The organism is Gammaproteobacteria bacterium (ex Lamellibrachia satsuma) (genome assembly GCA_019623805.1).
Classification (GTDB): Bacteria; Pseudomonadota; Gammaproteobacteria; order Chromatiales; family Chromatiaceae; genus QGON01.
In genome coordinates, this window is the sequence record CP053680.1 from 314074 (window position 1) to 338923 (window position 24850).

Genomic DNA, 24850 nt, shown 5'->3' on the forward strand with positions numbered 1-24850 from the left:
CATGGACTTTCTGACAAACCTTGCTGACCTCTACCTGGATGCTGCCCCCTGGCTGCTGTTGGGACTGATTGCCGCCGGACTGATCAAAGCCTGGCTGCCGGAAGACCGTCTCAACCAGTGGCTGGGCGGAGAGGGTCTTTGGCCTGTCATCAAGGCCGCCCTGATCGGTGCTCCGCTCCCCCTCTGCTCCTGCGGCGTACTGCCTGCTGCACTGGGCATTCGACGAGCCGGTGCATCCAAAGGCGTCACTCTCTCCTTCATGATCGCCACACCAGAGACAGGCCCTGACTCTATCGCCGTCTCCTACGCCCTGCTCGGCCCTTTCATGGCGGTGGTTCGCCCCATCGCCGCTGTCCTGAGTGCGGTGTTTACCGGACTATTGGCCACGAAGGAACAAATGAAACCTCTCCCCCTGGTGGTCGCTTGCAATGAAGGCACTTGTTGCGAAAATGGCTGCCAAACCGAAGTAAAGGACTTCCCTCCGGATCCTCTCAACAAGAGCTTGCGGGGTCTGCGCTACGCCTTCAATGATATCCTCGACGACCTTGTACTGTGGCTGGGACTGGGGCTGGTTCTCGCCGCATTGGTAGCCACACTGGTTCCGCCCCTGATGATGGCCGAGTGGGGCAGCGGATTATCCGCAAAACTGTTGATGCTGTTGGTGGGAATACCGATGTACGTTTGCGCTACCGCCTCCACTCCCATTGCCGCTGGGTTACTTCTCGCGGGCATCTCCCCCGGCACCGTGTTGGTCTTCCTGCTGGCAGGACCCGCAACAAATATCGCCACAATTGCCGTGATAACAAGGGAAATGGGGAAAATGACCACAGTGGCCTATCTTTCGGGCATCAGCCTGTCGAGCGTTTTACTCGGGTTAGTAACGGACTATCTTGTCACTATATTCGACATCGACATCATGGCTCAGCTCGATATGAGCGGTGAAAGCCTGCCTGGATGGGTTGCACTCATCAGCGGCGCTCTGTTGCTAATAATGGCCATCAAACCACTACGGCAATCCTTAGGAATCATCCGAAAATAGCTGTCCGCTCTCCTTGACCGTAGCAATCCCAACCCTCTGGGATTCCGCAAAGGAGTTTGAGGTCAGAGAAAAAATTCTCATTTGTAATAGTTTAGATCTACAGGTGTTGTTACTCTGGCCCCAAACTCTTCTGTGGAGATCTACGAAAACACAGTCCTCTCCTTCGAGTACGCCCACGATGAGGATTACACCGCCAGCGAAGGGGCAGCGGTGAAGCCACCGACAGCATCACCGCCCAGCTCGCCGTGGTATTTTGACACCATGAACGATCAGCCAGACCAATTGTGAAATGGTGAGGCGAAACTGAGTGGCTCTGCCTTCAGTGAAAGGGCATTTCGAAGGAGATTACACCTCTGGCCGCATGTGTGGGAACAACAGAACATCGCGGATGGAGGGAGAATCGGTGAGCAACATCACCAACCGGTCGATGCCGATACCCTCACCGGCAGTTGGCGGCATACCGTGTTCGAGTGCGCGCACATAGTCGTCATCAAAATGCATCGCTTCATCATCACCCGCATCCTTCTCCTCAACCTGTTTGCGGAAACGCTCTGCCTGATCCTCTGCATCATTGAGCTCCGAAAAACCGTTGGCGATCTCGCGGCCACCGACAAAAAACTCGAAACGATCGGTGACGAAAGGGTTTTCATCGTTGCGACGGGCCAGGGGGGAAACCTCTGTCGGGTAGGCGGTGATAAACGTCGGGTTCATCAAGCGATGCTCAACCGTCTTCTCGAAGATTTCGATCTGCACCTTGCCCAGACCATAGATATCTTTCAGGGGAATCTCGAGGCGCTTTGCGATTGCCCGGGCGCTCTCGAGATCATCGAGCTCCGCTTCACTGATATCGGGATTGAAGTGGAGGATTGACTCTTTTATCGACATACGCTGAAACGGCGCACCAAAATCGTAGGACTCGCCCTGATAGTCGATCGTGGTCTTACCCAACACCGCCTCACACATGGCGCGCAGCATATCCTCCGTGAGATTCATCAGATCATTAAAATCCGCATATGCCTCATAGAACTCCAGCATGGTGAACTCAGGATTGTGGCGACTGGAGAGGCCCTCATTGCGAAAATTGCGATTGATCTCGTAAACCCGCTCAAATCCACCCACCACAAGACGTTTGAGATAGAGTTCCGGCGCGATACGCAGGAACAGGTCCATGTCCAAGGCGTTATGTTTAGTGGTGAAGGGACGCGCGGTTGCACCGCCGGGGATGACCTGCATCATGGGGGTTTCCACCTCCATGAACTGCTTGCTGTTCAGATAGTTGCGGATGAACTGAACCACCTGGGTACGGGTGCGGAATGTCTCCCGTGTCGCCTCGTTCATGATCAGATCCACGTACCTTTGGCGGTAACGCTGTTCCTGATCCGACAGGCCATGAAACTTTTCCGGAAGTGGACGCAGCGCCTTGGTGAGCAGACGAACACTATCGACCTTGACGGAGAGTTCGCCGGTGCGGGTTTTAAACAGCACGCCTTCCGCGCCGATGATGTCGCCGATATCCCACTTCTTGAACTGGGTGTTGTAGACCCCCTCTTCCAGGGAATCCCGCTGCACGAAGAGCTGCATACGGCCCGACATATCCTGCAAATGCGCGAAGCTTGCCTTGCCCATAACCCGGCGGCTCATCATGCGTCCTGCAATGGAGACCCGCAGTCCGAGGGCTTCCAATTCTTCATCCGGCTTTTCATCGTACTCCGCATGCAATTCGCCCGTCATGCAGTCACGCCGGAAATCGTTGGGGAAAGCGTTGCCGGTTTCACGCAGCTGGTTCAACTTATCACGCCGCTGGGCGATGAGCTTGTTTTCGTCCTGTACCTGATCATTCATGTGCTTAATCTAATTATCTGTTAACCGTAAACATCCCGCCGTCATTTCGACAGAAGGGAGAAATCTTTTTCCGCTGACTTCTCTGCCAGCTGAACGGGATCCCTCGTTTCACTCGGGATGACACAATTCATTCGCGTTTGGCGACCGTCACTCACAACCCGCTCTTCAGACTCGCCTCGATGAACTGGTCAAGTGCACCGTCAAGTACTGCCTGGGTATTGCCCGTCTCCACACCGGTACGCAGATCCTTGATGCGTGACTGGTCGAGCACGTAGGAACGAATCTGACTGCCCCAGCCGATGTCGGACTTAGTCTCCTCCACCGCCGCCTGAGAGTCGCGCTGCTTCTGGATCTCCAATTCGTAGAGCTTGGCCCGCAGCTGTTTCATCGCATGATCTTTGTTTTTGTGCTGGGAGCGGTCGTTCTGACACTGCACCACCGTTCCCGTGGGGTTGTGGGTGATGCGCACTGCCGACTCCGTGCGGTTGACGTGCTGCCCCCCTGCGCCACTGGCTCTATAGACGTCGATACGCAAGTCTGCCGGATTGATCTCCACCTCGATGGAGTCGTCGATCTCAGGGGAGACAAACACCGCCGCAAAAGAAGTATGGCGACGGTTGCCGGAATCGAAAGGGGATTTGCGCACCAGCCGGTGTACGCCAATCTCGGTACGCAGCCAGCCAAAGGCGTGGTCACCTTCGAACCTGATGGTGGCCGACTTGATCCCCGCCACGTCACCGGCGGAGACTTCCATCAATTCGGTTTTGAAGCCCCGTGCCTCACCCCAGCGCAGATACATGCGCAGCAGCATCTCGGCCCAGTCCTGGGCTTCGGTGCCACCCGAGCCGGCCTGGATATCAAGGAAGGCATTGGAAGGGTCCATCTCCCCGGAGAACATGCGCCGGAACTCCAGTGAGGAGACCTGCTGCTCGTAAGATTTGAGATCTGCATCTACGGAGGAGACCATCTCTTCGTCCCCCTCCTCCACAGCCATCTCGAGCAGATCGGCTGCATCGCCGAGGCCGCCTTCGAGTTCGTCGATGGTAAGCACGATGGTTTCCAGCGCCGCCCTTTCACGCCCCAGGGTCTGCGCCTTCGCAGGATCGCTCCAGATCGCAGGGTCTTCGAGTTCCCGTAGAACCTCGGTCAGACGTTCCTGTTTCTCAGGGTAGTCAAAGATACCCCCTCAGGGACTGGGTGCGTCCCTTGAGGTCGTTGATCAGGTTGGTGATCGGGTTGATATCCTGCATGGTTCATCCGGCTGGGTAAAACGGGGAATTCTACACCAGCCGGGCGGCACTCGTCACATTTTTGGCAACGCCAGGCAAGTCATTGCAACTACTGGCTGGTCACAGACAAGGTCGTATCCGCACCGGCCGGGTCCACCCTCTGCGGGAAACTTCTCTGAAACACCCCGGTTTCCGATATTAATCCGCAAACCACCGCATTGACTCCGCGCGACAGCAGGCCGGGTTGTATCTCTGTCTCGTCATTTTTCTCTATCTGCGCTTTTTCTTCCAGCCACTGGGGTAGCGCCTGAATAATATCCCTATCCCAGGTGACGGGCGGTTTCACCCTACGGGTATCGCTGTAGTAAGACTTTAGCGCCTCCCTTGTCGTATCTGCACAGCCCGCCGCCGCCAACCGTACCGCAATTTCCTGTTCTGCTGAGTAGATACGCTCTTCAATGGTAAAACCAGACTCTCCCAACACCGACGCAATCGCCGCGTAGCTCAGCCCTATTTCGTAACGATATAGGAGCGACTCCCGCTGGCGATACGGCAATGTACGCACCAGATCGACCAGCAGTATTCCCCACTGCACACCATCATCTCCATCGACAAGATCACCAATTGGGTGGGCCGTTGTTTCCCCACTCCTCTGACAGAAACCGCGCAGTTGGCGATGTAGCATCTTGTAGAGCTGGGCCTTGAGACGTCTTGGAGTGGATGCACGGGAACGTTCATCGACAAATCCCGCCCATACCTTTCGGTAGAGCGACCTGCCCTGCTCACCAGTACCGCAATGCCGCGCGACATACCGATAGATCCTTCCCTTGTACCGTTCATAGAGGCTTTCAAACGCGCCTGCATCACCCTCCATGAAATTCGCCATCAAGTCTTCAATATCGAATCTTCGTTTGCCCACATTCACCCTCGCTTGCAATGTAGCAACGGCAAATTCCGTCGCTTCAAGCCATGACATCTGTTGAGTGTAAAGTCTTACATGGCATGTCTGGCATCATTGGGCAGTCCTTCTCATTTTGTTCACACCGCATCACTGGGTTTCGCGACCCATTTCGCAGAAACTGGGGGATTTCGTAAACAGTTATTGATTTCACCCGACAACCTCAATATTTCTGGCAAACGACCACTTTGGGATGAAGCGGCACATATACCGGGAATTGGGGCGTCAAATGCGTAGAGAGCAGGGATGGAAGGCAGCTAGATAGTGTCCATCCGGAAACCCACATCTAACCACAAAGGACACGAAGAGTACGAAGGTAAAAGATTGATTAACAGTAAATTTTCTTCGTGTTCTTCGTGCGCTTCGTGGTGAAAACAGTGTTTCCCGACGGGCACTAAATAAGATTTTGCGCTGTGGGAGCGGCGCCCCGCCGCGATGATTCCTTCGACGGGTAAGTCTGGGCGGGGCGGTGGTCACAAACTGCCACCATAAGAGTAGCCTTCGCAGCTACTGGTTGGTTGCAGGTAAAGGCATCTTCGCCCCAGCAGGCTCCACACTCTGACGAAGACCCTTTTTTAGGGCACCAGAGCCCGATTTCAATCTTCGAAGCGCAGCACTGAATCCACGCGCCAACAGGCCGGCCTCATTGCTTTCTTCTTGTGGCGCCTTCTCCCCCAGCCACTGTGGTAACACCTGAAGAATATCCCTATCCCAGGTAACTGGCGGTTTCACCCTTCGGGTTTCGCTGTAATAAGACTTCAGAGCCTCCCTTGTCGTATCAGCACAGCCCGCAGCCGCCAATCGCACTGAGAGTTCCTGTTCTGCCGACCGGATACGCTCTTCAATGGTAAAACCTGACTCTCCGAGCACCAGCGCGATTGCCGCGCAGTTCAGCCCTATTTCATAGCGAAAGAGAAAAGACTCCCGCTGCCGGTATGGCAACGCACGCACCAGGTCAATCAGTAGTACGCCCCACTGTACGCCATCATCCCCGGCAACCAGCTCTCCAGCCGGATAGACTGTTGCTTCTCCACTCTCCTGACAGAAGCTACGCAGTTGCCGATGCAATATCCTGTAGAGACTGGTCTTGAGATGTCTTGGAGTGGGTGAGAGCCTGCGGGCCTCGACAAAGCCTGCCCAGAACTTTTGGTAGAGCAGCCTGCCCTGTTCACCAGTACCGCAATGCCGCACGACATACCGATAGATTCTGCCCTTGTACCGCTCATAGAGACTTTCAAACGCGTCTGTATCACCTTCCATGAAATTCGCCATCAAGGCTTCAACATCGAACCTCCGTTTACTCACACTCCCCTCCACTTGGGTTGTAACCGCTGCAAAGTCAGTCGTATCAATCCACGATATCTGTTGATATGTGGAGTTTTACACGGCCCGTCAGTCACCATTGCGTAACCCTTCTCATTTTGCTCACTCCAGATCACTGTTTTTCGCGAACCACTTCACAGAATTAAAGGACTAATGCAAACAAATGTAAACTCGATCCAGATATCTCCTGCGACCTCAATATTTCCAGCGATCAGCCGCTAAGAGGTGGAGCGGCACGTAATATTGTAATCTTGGAGAAAAAAATGCATATCGAAACAGGGACAGTCACCGCGCCACATCGAGTCTTTGAATTCACCTGAGTCTATGCACCCACTTCTGACACGCCAGTTAAAACGGCTTTTCGGTATCCCTGATGAGCCGAAGCTGACTGCTGCGCTGCTGGAACTCAGGCGACTTGCAGATTCCGACGGATTGCAAGAGGAGACCCGCAATCTTCTGGGGGGCCTCGATCGCCTGCTCGGTCAGGTGGATAATACTTATCAACAGCACGAAGCCGATATCACGCTGCGCGACCAAAGCCTGGAGATCAGCGGCGAAGAGATCCTTCAGGCCAACGAGAAGTTGCGTCGTAAGGAACGGCGGCAACACGCCATAATAGAGTCCCTGCGCCATACGGCCAACGAACTGCTCAGATCCACCCATCTCCCCGAACTGTCTGACGATGAGACAAGTCTCGAAAAACTCTCTCTGCTGATGAGTGACCTGGTCAATGAACGGCAGCAGGTGCAAAGCAAACTCGAACGCACACTCAGTGAACTCGAAAGGCAAAAATCCGCTATCGATCAACACGCCATCGTCAGCATCACCGATACCAGCGGCAAAGTCACCTACGCCAACGAAGGATTCTGCCGTGTCAGTGGTTTTCAACGACACGAACTGATTGGTAAAAAACATCCTCAGTTTAATCAAACTGATCAGTCAGCTGCCACCATCAAAAAGATTTGGTCCACCATCCGTCATGGACATACATGGAAGGGTGAATTTGCCAACAGAAACAAAACGGGTACTCCGTACTGGCTCGATGCAACCATTGTCCCTTTTCTGGACAGTCAGGGAGAACCCTTCCAGTACATCATCATCTGCACAGATATCACAGAGCGCAGAATATTCCAGGAGCAGCTCAAGGACGCCATTCATCGGGCCGAATCCGCCAATCAGGCAAAGAGCGAATTTCTTGCCAATATGAGCCATGAAATCCGCACCCCGATGAACGCAATCATCGGGCTGAGTCATCTGGCAATCGAGGGAATGACCGACCAGCGTCAGCATGAGTATCTGACCAAGATTCAATTTCATCCGCCAAAACCCTGCTCAGCATAATCAACGACATCCTCGATTTCTCCAAGATCGAGGCCGGCGAGATGACTCTGGAGACGGTGGATTTTTCCCTGAGTGAACTATTGGAACAAGTCTGCACCATCTTCTGTTTTAGTGCAGAACAAAAATCTTTGGAAGTAGTCTACTCAGTTGCCCCCGAACTGCCGGACAGATATATCGGTGATCCATTGCGATTGGGCCAGGTGCTCACCAATCTTGCCAGCAACGCCGTTAAATTCACGGAACAGGGTGAGATAGTCATTTCGGTTACCGCTGAAGAGTCACAACAAGGAAAAATCCGGCTTCGGTTCGATATTAGTGATACAGGCATTGGGCTCTCCGAAGATAAACTCGCCGTGCTGTTTGATTCATTTTCGCAGGCCGACTCATCCACTACCCGTAAATTTGGGGGAACTGGCTTGGGACTGGCGATCAGTAAAAGCCTCATCAGCATGATGGAGGGTGAGATTGGTGTCGAGAGCACGGAGGGAGAGGGCAGCAACTTCTATTTCACCCTTCCTCTGCAGATTGATCCCGAACGGGAAACTCCTAAAAACCTACAACTGCATGGGACCCGCACAATGGTAGTGGATGATCTCGCGAAGTCGCGGGATACAATATTAAAAACCTCTCGCTTCCACGGTGCCAATGCCATCGGAAAGACATGCGGCGAAACCTGCATAGAAGAGCTGCAGCGCTGCTGCCGCGAGGAGCCTACCCAGCCCTATCAACTCACACTTATCGATTGGTCCATGCCCGGCATGGACGGCCTGCAACTACTGAGGACAATCCAGAGTGATCCGCTGATCGATCCCAAGCCTCGTATTATACTGATGAGTAAATATAATAATGATCAGGCCATCCGCCAATCTGAAACCCGTAACACAACCCTCCTGACAAAACCCATCATACCGACGGCATTTCTTAATGCCGTACTGAAGGCATTGGGGCGTCCCACCCTGCGCATAAGGCACGAAGCCACATCCGTCAGCAGCAGGGATGTGGGAAATATCCAGGGAATTCTGGGAGCCCATATATTGGTTGCGGAAGACAACCCTGTTAATCAGCAAGTTACCAGAGCACTACTGGAACGCTACGGACTAAAAGTAAAGATAGCGGAAGATGGGCGTGCCGCCATTGAAGCATTGGCAAAGACACGCTTTGACTTGGTGCTTATGGATGTACAGATGCCGGATATCGATGGCTATGAAGCAAGCCGTATCATCCGCCAGGACGCAACCTACGACGAAATCCCGATTATCGCCCTGACTGCAAATGCCATGTCCGGCGACCGGGAAGAGAGCCTCGCGGCCGGTATGGATGATTATCTGCCGAAGCCCATAGAACCCGATGCGCTCTATGCGATGCTGGTCAAGTGGATCCAGCCCGGCCAGGCAGGCCACATCTTCAACGACGAATACACATCGTCAGCGATCCTTCTGCCTGAACATCTGCCCGGCATCGACATCGAAGCAGGCCTGAAAAGGATGCGAGGAAACCAGGCCCTGTTCCGGGACCTGCTACTGCGATTCCGCACCGATTATGAACACTGGAGCGGTCGCATCAGCATGGCAATTCTGGAGAACAACAGAGAAGAGGCCTTCCACCTCGCACATGCGCTGAAAGGCGTTTCCGCTACTATCGGCGCCATGGACCTCTCCACTGCAGGTGCCAGCCTGGAAAAACATCTGAAGGCAGATATGGAAGATCTGACGGAAATCCACAACAGGGTCATTGATCAGCTCTATCAGGTACTTGACGGCCTTAAATCCCTGGACAAACCGCCTGAATCAGCAACCAGCCGACCAGTCAGCACATTGGATCAACAGACCCTTCAGACACTACTTTCCAGTATGAAACCACTGTTGGCCAACGGCGATCTGCAGGCACTGCAACTGGTCGAACAACTGCATGAAATGGTTCGCGGCACAGAGATGGTGAGCACTGCACTCGAGCTGAAAAAACATGTCGACGCATTCGACTTCGAAAAAGCCCTTGGTACACTGGAATCACACTCTCTTTCCACGCAGTAATCGCGGCGGAGATTAGATCAAAAGAGATTGAACTCTCCCGCCCCGGAGCAGAAAAAGGTATGCTCCCGGAATGCAGATTTCCGTTATTATTCCCACCTACAACCGTGCTGACACGCTCCCGAGGGCGCTGGATTCAGTCCTCTCCCAGCGCCTTGCACCAGATGAAGTGATTGTGATCGATGACGGCTCTACCGACGAAACAGCCGAGCTGATCAGCCGTCGATACCCGCAATGCCGTTACCTCCACCAGCCCAACCAGGGCGTCAGCAGTGCACGTAATCAGGGAATTCACGTGGCTCAGGGGGAGTGGATCGCACTGCTCGATTCGGATGATACCTGGCTGCCACAGAAACTCCAGTTACAGTCTGAGGCCCTGAAGGCCGAGCCAGGCCACCTTATCTGCCACACAGAGGAGATATGGATCAGGAACGGGGTCAGAGTCAATGCAATGCACAAACACGCCAAGAGTGGCGGTTTCATCTTTGACCGCTGCCTGCCGCTCTGTGCAATTTCCCCCTCCTCCGTCATTCTGCACAGGTCTCTGTTCGACAGCGTAGGGCTGTTCGATGAGAAACTTCCAGCTTGCGAGGACTATGACCTCTGGCTGCGCATCTGTGCCACCGAGCCGGTACTGTTTCTGCCAGAGCCGCTCATCACCAAATATGGCGGACATGCGGATCAACTGTCACACAAACATTGGGGCATGGACCGTTTTCGCATTCAGGCACTGGAAAAGATTGTTCAGGACAAAAGGTTGCAAGAAAGCGATCGCTTCGCCGCGATAGAGATGCTGCTGAAAAAGGCGGAAATAATGGCCAAAGGTGCCGAGAAACGAGGCAAACAGGCAAGGGCTGACTTCTACCGCGAGTTACAGACACGTTATCGTTCGCAGTACACCTGTCAGCCATGATCTATGCCCGCCGCAATATCGTGATTGCCCTGCCGCCTGAAGCCAAACACCTGATCCGAACGTTTGAACTTGAGCGCCTGCAACCCGTCACCAAGCCACCTGTCTACACAGGCCGTGATCTTGCACTGGTAGTCTCTGGAGCAGGAGAAAAGGCCGTCCACGAAAGCGTAAACCTGTTACAAAATCTGAATCGCCACCCCAATCCCTACTGGTACAATTTCGGCATCGCCGGTCATGCTGACCTGCCACTGGGCACCCTTCTGACAATCAAGCAAGTAGCAGACCAAAAAACAAAGAAGACCTGGATATTACCCATCCAACCCGTTGCAACGGCCCCCGGCTGCAATCTGGTGACAGTGGAAACCGCAGTGGATGACTATCCGGGTTCTGCGGCCTATGATATGGAGGCAGCTGGCTTTACTGACGCCGTCAGCCAGTTTGCCGGGTTGGAACAGATACGGATAATAAAAATAGTCTCCGACAATCAAACCAACTCACATCGCCAAATCAGCGGAAAGATGGTCTCCGCCTTGATTCAGGCGAAGATAGACATTATTGAACAGCTTCTTTCCGGCCCGGCTGAATAGTCGAATTGTAACAATTCAGGGCGCAGGCACGATCAAGCGTAGCGGATCGGGCAATCCAGGTTTGATAGAACGCTAAAGGATGTTGCCGGTTCCGCCACACTTGAACCGGCCTACTCCACTATTTTCGATAACCTGCCGGCAAGTTCGTCCACAAGGGGAACGCAGTGACAGCATCACGCACAATTCTTATAACCGGCGCCAGCCGCGGTATTGGGGCGACGATTGCCCGGCGTCTGCTGGCCGCCGATACAGCAGTAATCGGCGTTGGCCGGGATTTTTCAGAGTGGGAGACTGCACCGAAGAATTTCACGACGGTCGAACTCGACCTTGCCGATCTTGAGGGACTGCCGCACCGCCTCGGAGAGATCGCCCGTGCCCATCCCGATATCGACGGGCTGATACTGAATGCCGGTTACGGACGCTTCGGTTCTTTGGAAGAGTTCTCCTACCGCCAGATTCAGGAGATGGTGGATGTCAATCTGATCCAACACATCTTCGTTTCGCGGGCATTCATTCCAAGGATCAAGAAACAGGGTTTTGGCGACTTGGTCGTTATCGGGTCTGAAGCGGCCTTGAGCGGCGGTCCCAAAGGCGCAGTCTACTCCGCCTGTAAATTCGCGCTGCGGGGCCTGACCCAATCGCTGCGGCAAGAGTGCGCTGCCAGTGGAATGCGGGTCAGTCTGATCAATCCCGGCATGGTGAAAACCGGTTTTTTCCAGGATCTGGATTTTTCCCCCGGCGAGGCACCGGAAAACCACATTCGCCCCGAGGACATCGCAGAGGCTGTTGTCATGATCATCCAGGCCCATCCTGGTACTGTGTTCGATGAAATCAATCTCAGTCCACTGAAGAAGGTCGTGGATTTCAGCAAAAAATAATTTAGATGATTTCATCCAACCAATGAAGTATGAATTCACGCCTATCGGCATCATACACTCCTGTTTCAAGGAGAAATTCGGCATCCCCCGTCAACCGGGATTGATCCCAGAGGCCGTGGCCACGCTGGAGATAGTTCCGCCTTTCAACCGACCGGAAGCCTTCAAAGCACTTGAAGGCTATTCCCATATCTGGATCAACTTCGTTTTCCATGCGGCAGTAAGGGAGCAGTGGAAACCCATGGTACGTCCACCACGGCTCGGTGGAAATCAGCGAGTCGGGGTATTCGCCTCACGCAGCCCGTTTCGGCCCAACCCCATTGGTCTTTCGGTAGTTCGGCTGAACGAGGTTAAATGCAGTGATAAAGGCGTCGAACTGCATTTGAGCGGCATTGACCTGCTGGACGGCACGCCGGTACTCGACATCAAGCCCTACCTCCCTTATACCGACTCCATACCTGACGCACATTCCGGTTATGCACCGGATCCACCGGGTCAATCAATCGCACTATCCTACTCAAGCCAAGCTGAAGCCTGGCTGGAAAATGTAGCGGCAAAACAGGCCGATCACATTCGCAGACTGCTACGACAGGTATTCGAAAACGACCCGCGCCCTGCCTATCTCAAAGCGGGCAGCGCTGAGCGAAAATTTGGCATGACCCTCTACGACTTCAATGTAAGCTGGATGGTTGAAGATAACCAGGTAAACATAACGGAGATAAAACACCTTTCAGCCCCAGAAGATTGACATTAAGCAATGCGACTTTGAACTACATACTTCAGTCTGACCAATTTATCAGACCAAGCAAACGATTCCCCCGAGATGACAGAACTCTACCCCTGGATCAAATACCTTCACGTCACGACTGTCGTTATTACGGGCATGATGTTTTTGCAACGCTATCTCTGGATGTTATCGAATACACTGCAGGAGAAAGGGAGCTGGATCAGAGTCGTCCCGCATGTCAACGACACTCTCCTGCTCTTCAGTGGACTGGCCATGGCTCTGATGATCCAGCAATACCCATTGGTAAACGGCTGGCTCACCGCGAAGTTGGTCGCGCTGCTGGCCTATATCATCATCGGCAGCATCGCGCTCAAGCGGGGACGAAGCCGACAGATCCGCACTTGGGCCGGCCTGTTGGCATTGGCTTGTTACTTCTACATCATCGGCACGGCCCTGAGCCGTAGCCCGATTCCGGAGCCTGAGCTGATTCTCTACAATCTTCTGCACTGACAGTTCTGATAATCAAATAACCCTACCGCACGCGCGGCATTAAGTTGCAGGAGCGGCGAAGCGCCGCTCCTGCAGACTCTTCGCAGCAGGCTACGGAAAACCAAACCTGAAGAGATCAAATAATGATCTGGCTCAACGCAGTTTGATCAATGCAATCACAAGTGCTCCATTTTGGCTACACTTGGGTAAACCTAACAAGAACTGCCGAAGGCAATGGACGAGAATCTACAGCGACTGCTCGACGCCGAGATGCAGGCGGAGCAGCTCCACCAGCAAGCCAATGAGGAACGGGAGCGGATCATCCACGATGCACTGCAGGAAGTCCGCGTGCAGGAGACCCGGTTTGAAAACCGGATTCCTGAACTGCATGCATCGTTTCTCGACAAAGCCAATAGCCGGTCCGACCAGACGATCGCCGAGCTAAAACGGCGTTTCGACGAGCACCACACTCAACTAAGAGAGTATGCTGAGACAAGGGAGGATGATGCACTGGATGCCGCATTCCAGCTATTGACGGATCCGGCTGCTGACGACTGATCAAACAATGAACAGCAGCGCATCCCAAACCTATCTCAAAACCCGGGTCAATATCTTCGCCACGCAGCTATTCACAGACAACCGAATTCTTGAACTGTTGGACATGCCTCTGGAAGAGCTGAGCGGCACATTTGGCCTGACTGGAATCATTGAATCCCCACTCTCTCCTCAAAAACTGAACCATGCACTGGAACAGTCACTGCTTCACTCCCTGATGTCGGACCTCTCGGTACTCCTGCGCCCACTGGATGGCACTTCCCGGGTACTGTTGATCTACTGGTCCCGAAAATTCGCCCTTTTCAACCTGAAGACTCTGATCCGTTGCAAGCTGAACGAACTCAGTCTTGACGAGATCAGTAGCTATCTACACCATCTGCCGGACATCATCCGACTGCCCCATGAAAAACTGCTGCAGGCGGAGAACATACTGGAGATGCTACACCTGCTCGAACATGGGCCCTATCAATCGATAGCCCGTCAGGCAAGACAGGTCTATGAGGAGAAGAATGAACCCTTCTCCCTGGACGCCGCCATCGACCGCAGTTACTTCCAGGGCATGGTGAAATACAGCAACAGCCAGATTGACCGGGGGGAACTGAAAGAGCTGATCGGCATGCTCACCGACCGGCAAAACCTGCTTTGGCTGTTGCGCTACCGTTTCATGTACCAGCTCTCCTCCAGTGAGACCTACTATCTGCTCGTTCCGTTCGGAAAATATCTCGATCGCAACCGCTTGATGGAGCTTGTCAACCTCGACAGTTTTCAGTCCGTACTCGAAAAACTGCCACCAAAGCTGAGTCGAATCGTCAGCGGCACCACAAATGCAATGCAGGCAAGACAGCGCCTGGACTTCTCTCTCAGTCGTGAAATGCGGCGCCTGATCCGCTTCAGTCCGTCACCGGCCACCCGTGCACTTGCCTATCTCGTTGCCCGGGATACCGATCTGAAACGCCTTAACGCTCTGCTCCAGGGGAAACTGCTCGGTTTGGATAGTGAACTGGTTCATGAGGCACTCATACCCCCTGCGCTCCAGGAAGCCGCATGAAACAACGTCAGAGTGATCCCTATCATGTTTAGCACTCTGCCGATGAAACATCTGCGGATCCAACTGCTTACCTGTGATCTTCCGGAAGCTTCACTGATACTTGCGGAACTGGGGGTGTTTGCACCGGACCCCCGGCCAATTCTGGAAGCAGAGCTGCCTTCGATCCCAGGGGAGGGTTACCGTCATCTCTACACCCAGGCCCGATCGAGATTTGACAAGATCGCCCGTCACGTAGCCTATACGGACACACTGGATAACAAGGAAGTCCACGCTGTCAGTGAGGCGGATTTGCAGCTGACCAACGACTGGCTGGGTGAGGTTTGGAGTGACTGTTCTGAATTTGAAGAGGAACGGCACCGCCTGCGAGATCAACTCCACGCCATCGACGAACTCGAGCAGACCCTGGATAATTTCAGTAACCTGAATATCGATCTGGGGCGACTGCAACAGAAGAGCCGTTTTCTCGAGATCCATATCGGCATGGTTGCACGCACCCAAGTCAAGCAACTGGAAGAGGCCGTGGGGCTGGCAGGCTATCTGCTTTACCGCTTCCTCGAACGTGAGGCGCGAACCCACGTTATTATCATCGGTGCACTGGATGGTGAGTCCGCAGAACTGAAGTCTGTGTTGGACACCGCCGGTTTCCGCCCACTACAGGTACCCGAAGCCCTCCACAGCGAACCGGAGAAGGCAAAAACGAGCCTGCGGAAGCAACAGACGGATCTACAACAACGGCAACAACAACTGGAGTCACGCAGCGCTGCCTGGCGTACTTCAATCGCGAGACATCTCTCAGCAGCCGCCCAGACCCTGCGCCAGGCAGCCCCCTACTTCCAGGTTCAAAATGCCGCAAGAAACCAGGGGAGCCTCTCTGCGATACAGGGCTGGATACCGGCACGGGAGGTAGTGAATGCCGAAGCGGGATTGCGGCAGAAGTTGCACAACCCCCTGGTCCTCGAAAGCCGCAACCCCACTGAGGACGAACGGCCGATCGTGCCATCGTTCATCAGCCGCAGCCGTCTGCTCAAACCTTTCTCTCTGCTGGTCAAACAGTACGGCATCCCCCGCTATGGGGAGGTCAACCCCACTCTGCTGTTCGCGGTCAGCTATATCCTGATGTTCGGCATGATGTTTGGCGATGTAGGACATGGCGCAATAATTCTGATCTCCGGCATTCTAGCCCACCGAAAACTCGGTTCATTTACCCTGTTTGCCGTTGCCGCAGGCATCTCATCCATGGTCTTCGGTCTGCTTTACGGCAGTATCTTCGGCTATGAGCATGTGATCCACGCTATCTGGATTTCGCCCATGTCGGATCCGCTCTACATGCTCTCCATGGCACTCATTTGGGGCGTGGGTTTTCTGGTGCTCATCACCCTGCTCAACATCATCAACCATCTGCAGCAGAACGATCCCAGCGGCGCACTGTTCGGTGAAAACGGCATACTCAGCCTGTTACTCTATGGCGGACTCCTGTGGGGTACCTTTAACATCTATCAGGATGGCGCCTTTGGCGTGGGGGCGGCTGTCGTGGCGCTATCCAGTCTGGTGGCTCTCTTCGCCTACAAACTGATGGGAACGGCATCCCCTCCGGGGGAGCGGATTCTGGTCGCCGCCATCGAGACCCTTGAAACCGTTACCGGCTACGCTTCAAACACCCTCTCCTTCCTGCGTGTCGCTGCGTTCAGTCTCAACCATGTGGCCCTCGCCGTTGCAGTGTTTACCCTGGCGGGAATGATGGAGGAGACCGGTTATTGGATCACCGTGGTACTGGGCAATCTGTTCATTCTCATCCTGGAAGGTCTGATTGTAACCATCCAGGTTTTGAGACTGGAATACTACGAAGGCTTCTCCCGGTTCTTCGCAGGAGACGGTAAGGCCTTTAAGCCATTGACACTGTAGGACCTGCAACGCTTCCACTACTCAAACCTAAGGAGCACGACATGTACTGGCTGATCACCCTGATGACCCTGGGCATTGTGGGCATCATCGCTACCGGCGTAGTGATGGAAATCAAACCTGCTGCCATCAACAAACGCTGGTTCAAGCCGACTGTTGGTCTCAATCTGCTGTTTTTCATCGCCGGTCAGGCCACACTGCTCCTTTTTGGCGTTCAGGAAGTCATGGCCGCTCCTGCGGTAGCTGAGAGTGGCGGTGAGATCTCCGTCGGCTTGGGACTGGGTATCATCGGTGTAGGTATCCCGACCGCATTGAGTACCATCGGTGCAGGCATAGCAGTAGGTCCCATTGGCGCAGCCTCCCTGGCGGTGCTGGCGGAAAAACCCGAGATATTCGGCCGCACGCTGATCTACCTGGGTCTGGCCGAAGGTATCGCCATCTACGGTCTGGTCGTAAGTATCCTGCTGCTGGACAAGCTTTAAGTTTTCCATGTCCAGTGAAACCCAGCAACAGACGCGTCTGATATTTATGGGCAGCACCTCGCTCGCCAACGGTTTCAGGCTCATCGGTTTCGAAACCCGGCCCGATCCGGATCTGCAGGAGATCGAGCAACTGTTCAGCGAATTACTGAGCGAACGGCAGCACGCCTTCATCGTCATCGACCACTCACTGGAAAAGCTCGATTCAAAACTCATCCGGCAGATACGCAACGAGGGCGGAAGAATCGTACTTTCAGAAGTACCCTCACTGGATGATCCCAACTGCTATCAATGCAGCATCGACCCACAACTCGCCATGCTGATTGGTGATGACAGTGACGAAGGAACCCAATTATGAATCAGGTTGACGAACTGGCTCATTCGATCCTCATGCGTGCAGAATCAATGGCCGATGAGTGCCACGACCGAGCCAGGGTGGGTCGTGACGTGATCCTGCGTGATGCCAGCGAACGACTGCAACTGCGGGAGGAGAAGGAGACGTTACTGGCCAAGGCGATGGCGGATCGTACCTATCGGCGCAAGGTACAGGCCGACGAACTCAAACTTCACAGCCGTATGGATCATCTGCGCTGGAATCTGGTACAGACTGTAATCGAACGGCTACCTGTCCGCATGACGGAGTTGACCCAGGATAAAAACCGCTATTTCACCCTTTTACAAGCCTACCTCAGCAGGGGCGCGAAGATGATCGAGGCCGACACACTGGTCGTCGAGCTAAACGCAAACGATCAGCGGCGACTACAGAATAACTGGGATGAATTTGCCGGTGCCGCTGTGCCGGGCAAACAACTCCTTCTGGCCGAAGAGCCTATTCAGACCATTGGAGGACTCTGTCTTCGAACCCAAGACAATCGAATCAGATTGGATCAGACCTTCGAAGGGCGTCTGGAACGGCTCGAAGATCGGCTTTATCAGGCCATCGTTGAACGCCTGCTGCCCCCACCCCGTAGCGGCGCGTCGCTGTAGTCCCCAGGCCCATCGCGGAATAAAGAGATGACAAAACAGGGCATAATCAAAGATATCAACGGTCCCATCGTGACCATCACCCTCCCCGGTGTAGCCAACGGGGAACAGGTCAAGATCGGAGAGTTGGGTCTCTATGGCGAAGTGATCTCCCTACAGGGCAGCGAAGCATTGGTACAGATCTATGAATCCACGGAGATGGTGCGTCCCGGCGAGCCGGTAGAGGGGCTGAGCCATCCCCTCTCAGTGGAACTTGGACCCGGCCTGATGGGCGGTATCTTTGACGGGGTGCAGCGTCCACTTGAAAAGATGTTTCTGCAGGCGGGTGATCAGATTCCAAGAGGACTGAGTCCGGACGCGCTGGACCGGGAGTCTCAATGGACCTTCACGCCGACGGAATCCCTGGAACCCAACACGCAAGTCAGTGGTGGCATCCAGCTGGGCAGTGTGCAGGAGACCGAGTCGGTGCTGCATCGTATCCTGGTGCCGCCGGATGTCAGCGGCGAACTGATTGAGATTGCTCCCGAGGGAGACTATAGCCTCGATCAGACCATTGCCCGGGTAAAAACAGCGGATGGTAAGATACGCAGACTCCAACTCTTTCATCGCTGGCCGGTGCGCCAACCCCGCCCCTATCTGCACCGGGATCACAGCTCCGACCCCCTGATTACCGGCCAGCGCATCCTCGACACTTTCTTCCCCCTCCTGAAAGGCGGCAAGGGCGCTGTGCCCGGCCCCTTCGGCGCCGGCAAAACCATGGTGCAGCACCAGGTGGCACGCTGGTCAAATGCGGATATCGTCATCTATGTCGGTTGCGGCGAGCGTGGTAACGAACTGGTCGATGTACTCGACAGCTTCCCCAAGCTCAAAGACCCTTACACCGGGCGATCCCTGATGGAACGCACCCTGTTGGTGGCAAATACCTCCAACATGCCGGTAGTGGCCCGCGAAGCGTCCATCTACGTCGGCATCACTATTGCCGAATACTATCGTGACCAGGGGCATGACGTGGTGATGCTGGCAGACTCCACCAGCCGTTGGGCCGAGGCCCTGCGGGAGGTCTCTGGACGTTTGGGGCAGATGCCCGTCGAAGAGGGTTACCCGGCCTATCTCGCCTCCCGCCTCTCCGCGTTCTATGAACGGGCGGGACGGGTCGAAACCCACGACTGCGGCAAGGGTTCAGTGAGCCTGATCGGTGCGGTGTCGCCACCCGGAGGCGACTTTTCAGAGCCGGTCACCAGCCACACCAAAGAGATCATCCAGACCTTCTGGGCGCTCTCCAAGGAGCTGGCGGACGCCCGCCACTATCCGGCAATCGACTGGGTCGACAGCTTCTCCGCAGATGTCTCTACCGCCGCCACCTGGTGGCACGAACAGGTCGACAGGGATTGGGAAAAGCGCAGGGGGCAGGCCCTGGGCATGCTCGCCAGGGATGCGGAGCTCTCCCGCATCGTCAATCTGGTGGGACCGGAGGCGCTCTCTTCCGCCCAGCGCTGGATATTGGAGGGCGCCGCCCTGATCAAAGAGGGGGTGCTGCAGCAGAGCGCGCTCGATCCTGTGGATACCTTCTCCTCTCCAGAGAAACAGTTCCTCCTGCTGGATACACTTCTCACAATCTATGATCAGGGCGCCGACCTGATCGAACTGGGTGTGCCGGTGCAGGAGTTGAGGGATCTGCCGATTCTGGCCAAGTTGCGACGCTGCAAGGAGGTCTACGACTCCGACCAGCTAGATCAGCTGCGGGTATTCCGCGAACAGGCCATCAAAAGCTTTGAATCCATCCGGTCCGAATACGCTCAGCGTGGGGAGCAGACATCATGAGTGCCAAGGAGTACCGCACCGTCTCCTCTGCCCGGGGAGGACTACTGACCGTCAGTCAGGTTCCGGGAATCGCTTTCGGCGACCGGGTGGAGATCCGGGACAGTCAGGGCAGGAGGCGCAATGGTCAGGTTATTCGAAGTTCAGGCATTGAGGTATTGATACAGGTTTTCGAGGGAACCGACCACCTCGATCTGGAGAACACATGGGTGCGTTTTCTGGACACTCCACTGGAGATCAGCCTCTCTCCTGAGATCCTGGGGCGCGTCTTCGACGGACTGGGGGAACCCAAAGACGGTCGTCCGCCAGTGGTCTCCCGTCTGCATCGGGGCATCAATGCCAACGCCTTCAATCCGGCGGCGCGCACCTACCCCCGCGAGTTCATCCAGACCGGCATTTCCACCATCGACGGCCTTAATTCCCTGGTGCGGGGGCAGAAACTGCCGATCTTCTCCGCCTCGGGATTGCCCCATAACAGACTTGCCGCCCAGATCGTGCGGCAAGCCAAACTACCGGATGAAGAGAGTCGCTTCTCCATCGTTTTCGCGGCGATGGGCGTCTCCTACTCCGACGCACGTTTCTTCCAGGAGGAGTTCGCCTCCTCCGGTGTGCTCGGCAACGTGGTGATGTTCATCAATATGGCGGATGACCCGCCGGTTGAACGGCTCACTCTTCCACGCATGGCGCTCACCGCCGCAGAGTACCTGGCCTTCGACCTCGACCGCCATGTGCTGGTTGTCATGACAGACATGACCCACTACGCGGAAGCATTACGGGAAGTGGCCACCGCCAAAGGCGACGTACCTGCACGCAAGGGCTATCCCGGCTATCTCTATTCCGACCTGGCGGAGATCTACGAGCGTTCCGGCCGGATCAAGGACCGCCACGGATCGATCACCCTGGTGCCGGTGCTGTCGATGCCCAGCGACGACATCACTCATCCGATTCCCGACCTCACCGGTTACATCACCGAAGGGCAGATCGTGTTGAGCCGGGAACTGCACAATCAGGGGGTCTATCCGCCGGTACATATCTCACCCTCGCTCTCCCGCCTGATGAAGGACGGCATCGGCAAGGACTTCACCCGGGAGGATCATCCCCATGTCTCGAATCAGCTCTATGCCCTCTATGCCAGGGCATTGGAGACCCGCAACCTGGCCTCAATCATCGGTGCGGATGAACTCTCTGCCAGAGACCAGCGTTATCTCGAATTTGCCGACGCATTCGAGAAACGTTTCGTGGCTCAGGACGAAGATGAAGACCGCAGCATTGTGGAGACCCTGAACCTGGCCTGGGAGTTACTCTCCCTGCTGCCGACGACAGCCCTGACCCGTGTCACCGAGACCGAGATGGCCAAATACCACCGTCATGCCGGCAGCGAACTCCAGCAGCCTGAGCAGAAGGAACCCTTGGCATGACGGCCCAACTTATCAAGGCCCCACCGACCAAAAACACGCTCCTCAACCTGAAACGGCAGCTGCGCTTTCTGGATGAGGGGCATAGCCTGCTGGAGCGCAAGCGTGAGTTGCTGACCCGACTGGTCTATTCACGCCTGACCGAATACAGAAAACTCCGTGCCCAGGCACACGGCGCTATCAAACTGGCTTATCACTGGCTGAGCCTGGCGCAACTTCGTATGGGCAATCGCGCACTGCTCCAGGCCGCGTTGGGTATCGAACCGGTGCTGGAGATGAAGATCCTGCCGAGACGCAATCTCGGCGTGGAATTCCCATCCGTCACTGCGAAACTGCGCCCACTGAAGCCCGTCGGCCTGCTCGGCACCGATCCCAGTTTTGACGAAACCCGGTTACATTTTGCCGAAACCGCCCTTCTATTGGCCAAACTGGGGGAGGCAGAAATGAGTCTGGGGCGTCTGATTTCAGAACAACGCAAGGCACAAAAGCGGGTTAACGCCTTGAAATACAACATTATTCCACGATATAAGAACACTATCCGCTTCATTGAAAACTCCCTTGAGGAGGAGGAACGTAACACCCTCTTTCAGGTAAAGATTCTCAGGGAACAGCAGCGCATCTGATTACCCCCATCACCCTTCCGAACCGTCTGATAAACCGTTATCATTCGTCGGGATAACAACCATTCTCATGGACGATATCTTCAAGGTGAATCTACTATTCCGAGCCGGCTTCAAACCCGGTGACTCAGAGTACCCCATTCGATATGAGTAGTGACAACACAGACGTTGGCATCCGCAAGGCAGAACTGTTGCATGCCTTTATGCAGCAGGTTCCGGGACGGATTGCCGCAATCCTGGAGAACTGGCATCGACTGGTGCAGAGTGACTGGGATTCGGAGATTTTCGCCAAGCTGCGCGAGCGCATCAGCACCATTGCGGAGGCTGCTGACAAGTTTGGCGTCAAACAGATAGAAAACAGCGCCCAATCTCTACAGGCACATCTGTCACAACACACCGGGACAATGAAAAAACCGGTGCATGACGAGATCGTTACCCTTGACGGGTTGGTACACGCGTTCAAGGACGCGGCCCTCGACTCATGCAAGCAGCTGCCGGCGAAACCGCCAACGGAGAGAGAGCAACCTGCCGCCCCCGCATCCACCGAGGCATGCAGGATCTACCTCCTCGGCATTGATGACTCGCAGATCCCAGGACTACGCAAACATCTGGCGGCCATGCAATACGAGATCGGCACGTTTGCCAACCCCTCGGACCTGCTGGAAAAAGCAGCGGGAGGCACCTCTCAAACCTGCGCCCTCATCAGTCATATCCGCTGGTTACCTGAACTCTTTCCTGAATCCAGGCAGGGGGGGCTCTGGCGCGAAAAAGAGGGCAGCAACACCGGCATGCCTGTCGCATTCATCGCCGACTCCAGCGATCTGCAGACACGTTTGCAGGCAATGCGCACCAATGCCAGCGCCTTCTGGGCCAAACCGATCGATGCCTATACTGTTGCCCAACGGATGGTTGAGCTGACGTCACAGCAACGCCATGTCCCATACCGTGTACTGGTCGTGGAGGATGATCCGGCTCAGGCCGTTTTCGCTACGTCCATCCTCAATAAAGCGGGATTTGAAACCCACTCGGTGACTGACCCTCTGCAGGTAATGGAGGTTCTACACGATTTCAAACCGGACCTGATCCTCATGGATCTCTATATGCCCGGCGCCAGCGGAGCAGAGTTGACTGCGGTAATCCGGGAGCAAAATGAGTTCGTCGATACCCCGATCGTCTTTCTTTCGGGAGAGCAGGATCTGGACAAGCAACTCAAGGCCCTCAGCTTCGGCGGCGAGGACTTTCTCTCCAAGCCCATTGGACCAAAGCACCTGATCTCCACCGTGACAAACCGAATCCACCGGGCCAAGGAGATTCACCACAGGCTCGGCATTCCCGACCGTCTTGATAAAGCCACTGGACTGTTTGCACGTCACTACCTGCTGGAACGGGTGGAGATGACGCTCAGCACGGATACCCATGTCGCAGATATTCCCGCAGTGCTCTACATCGAAATCGATAATCCGGAGAAGGCGCTTGACGTAGCCGGCATCGGCGGGATGGATGTCATACTTTCCGAGACCGGTAATATCATTTCCGGATTACTGCAACCCCAGGATGTACTGGCCCGTTTTGGAGACAGCAGCCTCGGCTTGCTCGCCTGTCGGGACAAAAATGAGGATCTGGCCGAACTGGCGGAGCAACTCTGTGAAACTGTCGCAGACAAAATCATTGAATTGGAACGCAACACGATCAGCATAACGGTCAGCGTCGGTATCTGTATTGTCGATGGAAGTAATCAGGATGCCGGCAGCATTGTTTCCAAAGGACAATGGGGAAGTCGCATGGCGCACAATGCCGGCGGCAACCAAGCCTATCTCTACAACCCGCCAAAGGTTGAAAAGGGAGATGAGGAAGATAATCTATGGCTGGCCAATCTGGTACAGGAGGCGATGCAGAAAAACCTCTTCCAGATCTATTTTCAGCCTATGGTGTCTCTGCAGGGTACCGCCAATGCCCACTATCAAACACTGCTGCGTCTGAAATCTCCAAACGGACAGCTGTTGACTGCCGCCACATTCATTTCAGTTGCCGAAGAGCTGGGCGTCATCGGCAAGCTGGACCAATGGACCTCGATGCAGGCAATTTCGATTATCTCTGAAAACAGAGGAAAATCTCAGGAGGTGCGCCTTTTCGTCTCCCAATCCTCCGCCCTGCTGAACGATTTGGAGCGTATGTCATGGCTGCAGGAACAACACAGGACCGGCCGCATTCAGGAGGGTGAACTTACCTTTGAATTCCGCCTTTCCGATATAATTCACCACCTGAAATCTGCCAAAACCTGTTTCGAAACACTGCAGAAAATGGGCATAGGCACCTTGTTGACCGGTGTTTCCAATACGTCTGACGACTTACGGACACTCAAACATCTGGCGCTTCGCTTCATCAAAATTGATCTTGCGCTGTTGAACCGGGACAACAGTGATCTGAAAGAGTTGATTACTACTGCCCATAGTCTGGGCATCAAAGTTATTGCACCCCAGGTGGAGAACCCCAGTAGCATCGCCAAACTCTGGAGCAGCGGCGCCGATTTCGTGCAGGGCAATTTTGTACAACGGCCGGAAAACAACCTGATCTACGATTTCGACGAATCTGTTCTGCAATAGACTCGCACATATGCCTATAGCGTAGGCCCGATCCGCTTCGCTTGATCGGGCCTACGCTTCAAACAACAACTATTTCAGT

Annotated in this window: 22 protein-coding genes; 18 read left to right on the plus strand and 4 right to left on the minus strand. The window is 54.8% G+C overall.

All coding sequences use genetic code 11. From position 1 onward, the window contains the following. Window position 1: 1 nt before the first annotated feature. A complete protein-coding gene (locus HPY30_01385) occupies window positions 2–1039 on the plus strand; it encodes an SO_0444 family Cu/Zn efflux transporter (protein QYZ64756.1) in 1038 nt (345 codons plus the stop codon). Window positions 1040–1384: 345 nt separating this feature from the next. Here HPY30_01385 and lysS read toward each other — a convergent pair whose 3' ends face one another. The 4 genes from lysS to HPY30_01405 all read right to left on the minus strand — a co-directional run bounded on the left by lysS (window position 1385) and on the right by HPY30_01405 (window position 6373). Further along, window positions 1385–2881, minus strand: a complete 1497-nt coding sequence (gene lysS, locus HPY30_01390) for a lysine--tRNA ligase (GenBank protein QYZ64757.1) — start codon at window positions 2879–2881, stop codon at window positions 1385–1387. A 151-nt stretch (window positions 2882–3032) separates the two neighbouring features. Further along, a protein-coding gene (gene prfB, locus HPY30_01395) for a peptide chain release factor 2 (GenBank protein ID QYZ64758.1) occupies window positions 3033–4131 on the minus strand; the annotation gives its coding sequence in 2 pieces (ribosomal slippage) (window positions 3033–4055 and window positions 4057–4131; 1098 coding nt in all). 88 nt (window positions 4132–4219) lie between these two features. Continuing rightward, window positions 4220–5029, minus strand: a complete 810-nt coding sequence (locus HPY30_01400; GenBank protein QYZ64759.1) for a hypothetical protein — start codon at window positions 5027–5029, stop codon at window positions 4220–4222. A gap of 546 nt (window positions 5030–5575) precedes the next feature. Continuing rightward, window positions 5576–6373 (minus strand): sigma-70 family RNA polymerase sigma factor, encoded by a 798-nt coding sequence (locus HPY30_01405; GenBank protein ID QYZ64760.1) that lies wholly within the window; start codon window positions 6371–6373, stop codon window positions 5576–5578. 342 nt (window positions 6374–6715) lie between these two features. Here HPY30_01405 and HPY30_01410 point away from each other — a divergent pair, with 342 nt between their 5' ends. The 17 genes from HPY30_01410 (at window position 6716) to HPY30_01490 (ending at window position 24771) form a co-directional block, all read left to right on the plus strand. Then, entirely contained in the window at window positions 6716–7732 is a 1017-nt protein-coding gene (locus HPY30_01410) for a PAS domain-containing protein (protein ID QYZ64761.1), read from the plus strand. A gap of 41 nt (window positions 7733–7773) precedes the next feature. Beyond that, complete coding sequence (locus HPY30_01415) at window positions 7774–9762, plus strand: response regulator (protein ID QYZ64762.1); 1989 nt, start codon at window positions 7774–7776, stop codon at window positions 9760–9762. Between the two features lie 70 nt (window positions 9763–9832). Next, window positions 9833–10672 carry a glycosyltransferase gene (locus HPY30_01420; GenBank protein QYZ64763.1) on the plus strand — a complete coding sequence of 280 codons (840 nt, stop codon included), beginning with the start codon at window positions 9833–9835 and terminating at the stop codon, window positions 10670–10672. Beyond that, window positions 10669–11259 carry a hypothetical protein gene (locus HPY30_01425; GenBank protein QYZ64764.1) on the plus strand — a complete coding sequence of 197 codons (591 nt, stop codon included), beginning with the start codon at window positions 10669–10671 and terminating at the stop codon, window positions 11257–11259. The genes HPY30_01420 and HPY30_01425 overlap by 4 nt, the downstream gene beginning before the upstream one ends. A 164-nt stretch (window positions 11260–11423) precedes the next feature. Next, window positions 11424–12137 carry an SDR family oxidoreductase gene (locus HPY30_01430; protein QYZ64765.1) on the plus strand — a complete coding sequence of 238 codons (714 nt, stop codon included), beginning with the start codon at window positions 11424–11426 and terminating at the stop codon, window positions 12135–12137. Between the two features lie 22 nt (window positions 12138–12159). Continuing rightward, a complete protein-coding gene (gene tsaA / locus HPY30_01435) occupies window positions 12160–12882 on the plus strand; it encodes a tRNA (N6-threonylcarbamoyladenosine(37)-N6)-methyltransferase TrmO (GenBank protein QYZ64766.1) in 723 nt (240 codons plus the stop codon). A gap of 75 nt (window positions 12883–12957) precedes the next feature. Next, the gene (locus tag HPY30_01440; protein ID QYZ64767.1) at window positions 12958–13371 is read left to right on the plus strand and encodes a SirB2 family protein; all 414 of its coding nucleotides are present in this window, start codon (window positions 12958–12960) and stop codon (window positions 13369–13371) included. Between the two features lie 213 nt (window positions 13372–13584). Further along, window positions 13585–13908, plus strand: coding sequence for an ATPase (locus tag HPY30_01445; GenBank protein ID QYZ64768.1), 324 nt, complete (start codon window positions 13585–13587; stop codon window positions 13906–13908). A gap of 7 nt (window positions 13909–13915) precedes the next feature. Continuing rightward, entirely contained in the window at window positions 13916–14953 is a 1038-nt protein-coding gene (locus tag HPY30_01450; protein ID QYZ64769.1) for a V-type ATPase subunit, read from the plus strand. A gap of 24 nt (window positions 14954–14977) precedes the next feature. Then, on the plus strand, window positions 14978–16855 hold the full coding sequence (locus HPY30_01455; protein QYZ64770.1) for a V-type ATP synthase subunit I: 1878 nt from the start codon (window positions 14978–14980) through the stop codon (window positions 16853–16855). Between the two features lie 41 nt (window positions 16856–16896). After that, on the plus strand, window positions 16897–17334 hold the full coding sequence (locus HPY30_01460) for an ATPase (protein ID QYZ64771.1): 438 nt from the start codon (window positions 16897–16899) through the stop codon (window positions 17332–17334). Window positions 17335–17341: 7 nt separating this feature from the next. Beyond that, entirely contained in the window at window positions 17342–17689 is a 348-nt protein-coding gene (locus HPY30_01465) for an ATPase (GenBank protein QYZ64772.1), read from the plus strand. Further along, window positions 17686–18318 (plus strand): hypothetical protein, encoded by a 633-nt coding sequence (locus tag HPY30_01470; GenBank protein QYZ64773.1) that lies wholly within the window; start codon window positions 17686–17688, stop codon window positions 18316–18318. Before HPY30_01465 ends, HPY30_01470 begins: the two co-directional genes overlap by 4 nt. A 27-nt stretch (window positions 18319–18345) precedes the next feature. Then, complete coding sequence (locus HPY30_01475; protein ID QYZ64774.1) at window positions 18346–20136, plus strand: V-type ATP synthase subunit A; 1791 nt, start codon at window positions 18346–18348, stop codon at window positions 20134–20136. Further along, on the plus strand, window positions 20133–21551 hold the full coding sequence (locus HPY30_01480; protein ID QYZ64775.1) for a V-type ATP synthase subunit B: 1419 nt from the start codon (window positions 20133–20135) through the stop codon (window positions 21549–21551). The genes HPY30_01475 and HPY30_01480 overlap by 4 nt, the downstream gene beginning before the upstream one ends. Continuing rightward, window positions 21548–22171: a V-type ATP synthase subunit D gene (locus HPY30_01485; protein QYZ64776.1), complete on the plus strand. Its 624-nt coding sequence runs from the start codon at window positions 21548–21550 to the stop codon at window positions 22169–22171. The genes HPY30_01480 and HPY30_01485 overlap by 4 nt, the downstream gene beginning before the upstream one ends. Window positions 22172–22314: 143 nt before the next feature. Next, complete coding sequence (locus HPY30_01490; GenBank protein QYZ64777.1) at window positions 22315–24771, plus strand: EAL domain-containing protein; 2457 nt, start codon at window positions 22315–22317, stop codon at window positions 24769–24771. Window positions 24772–24850: the final 79 nt, after the last annotated feature.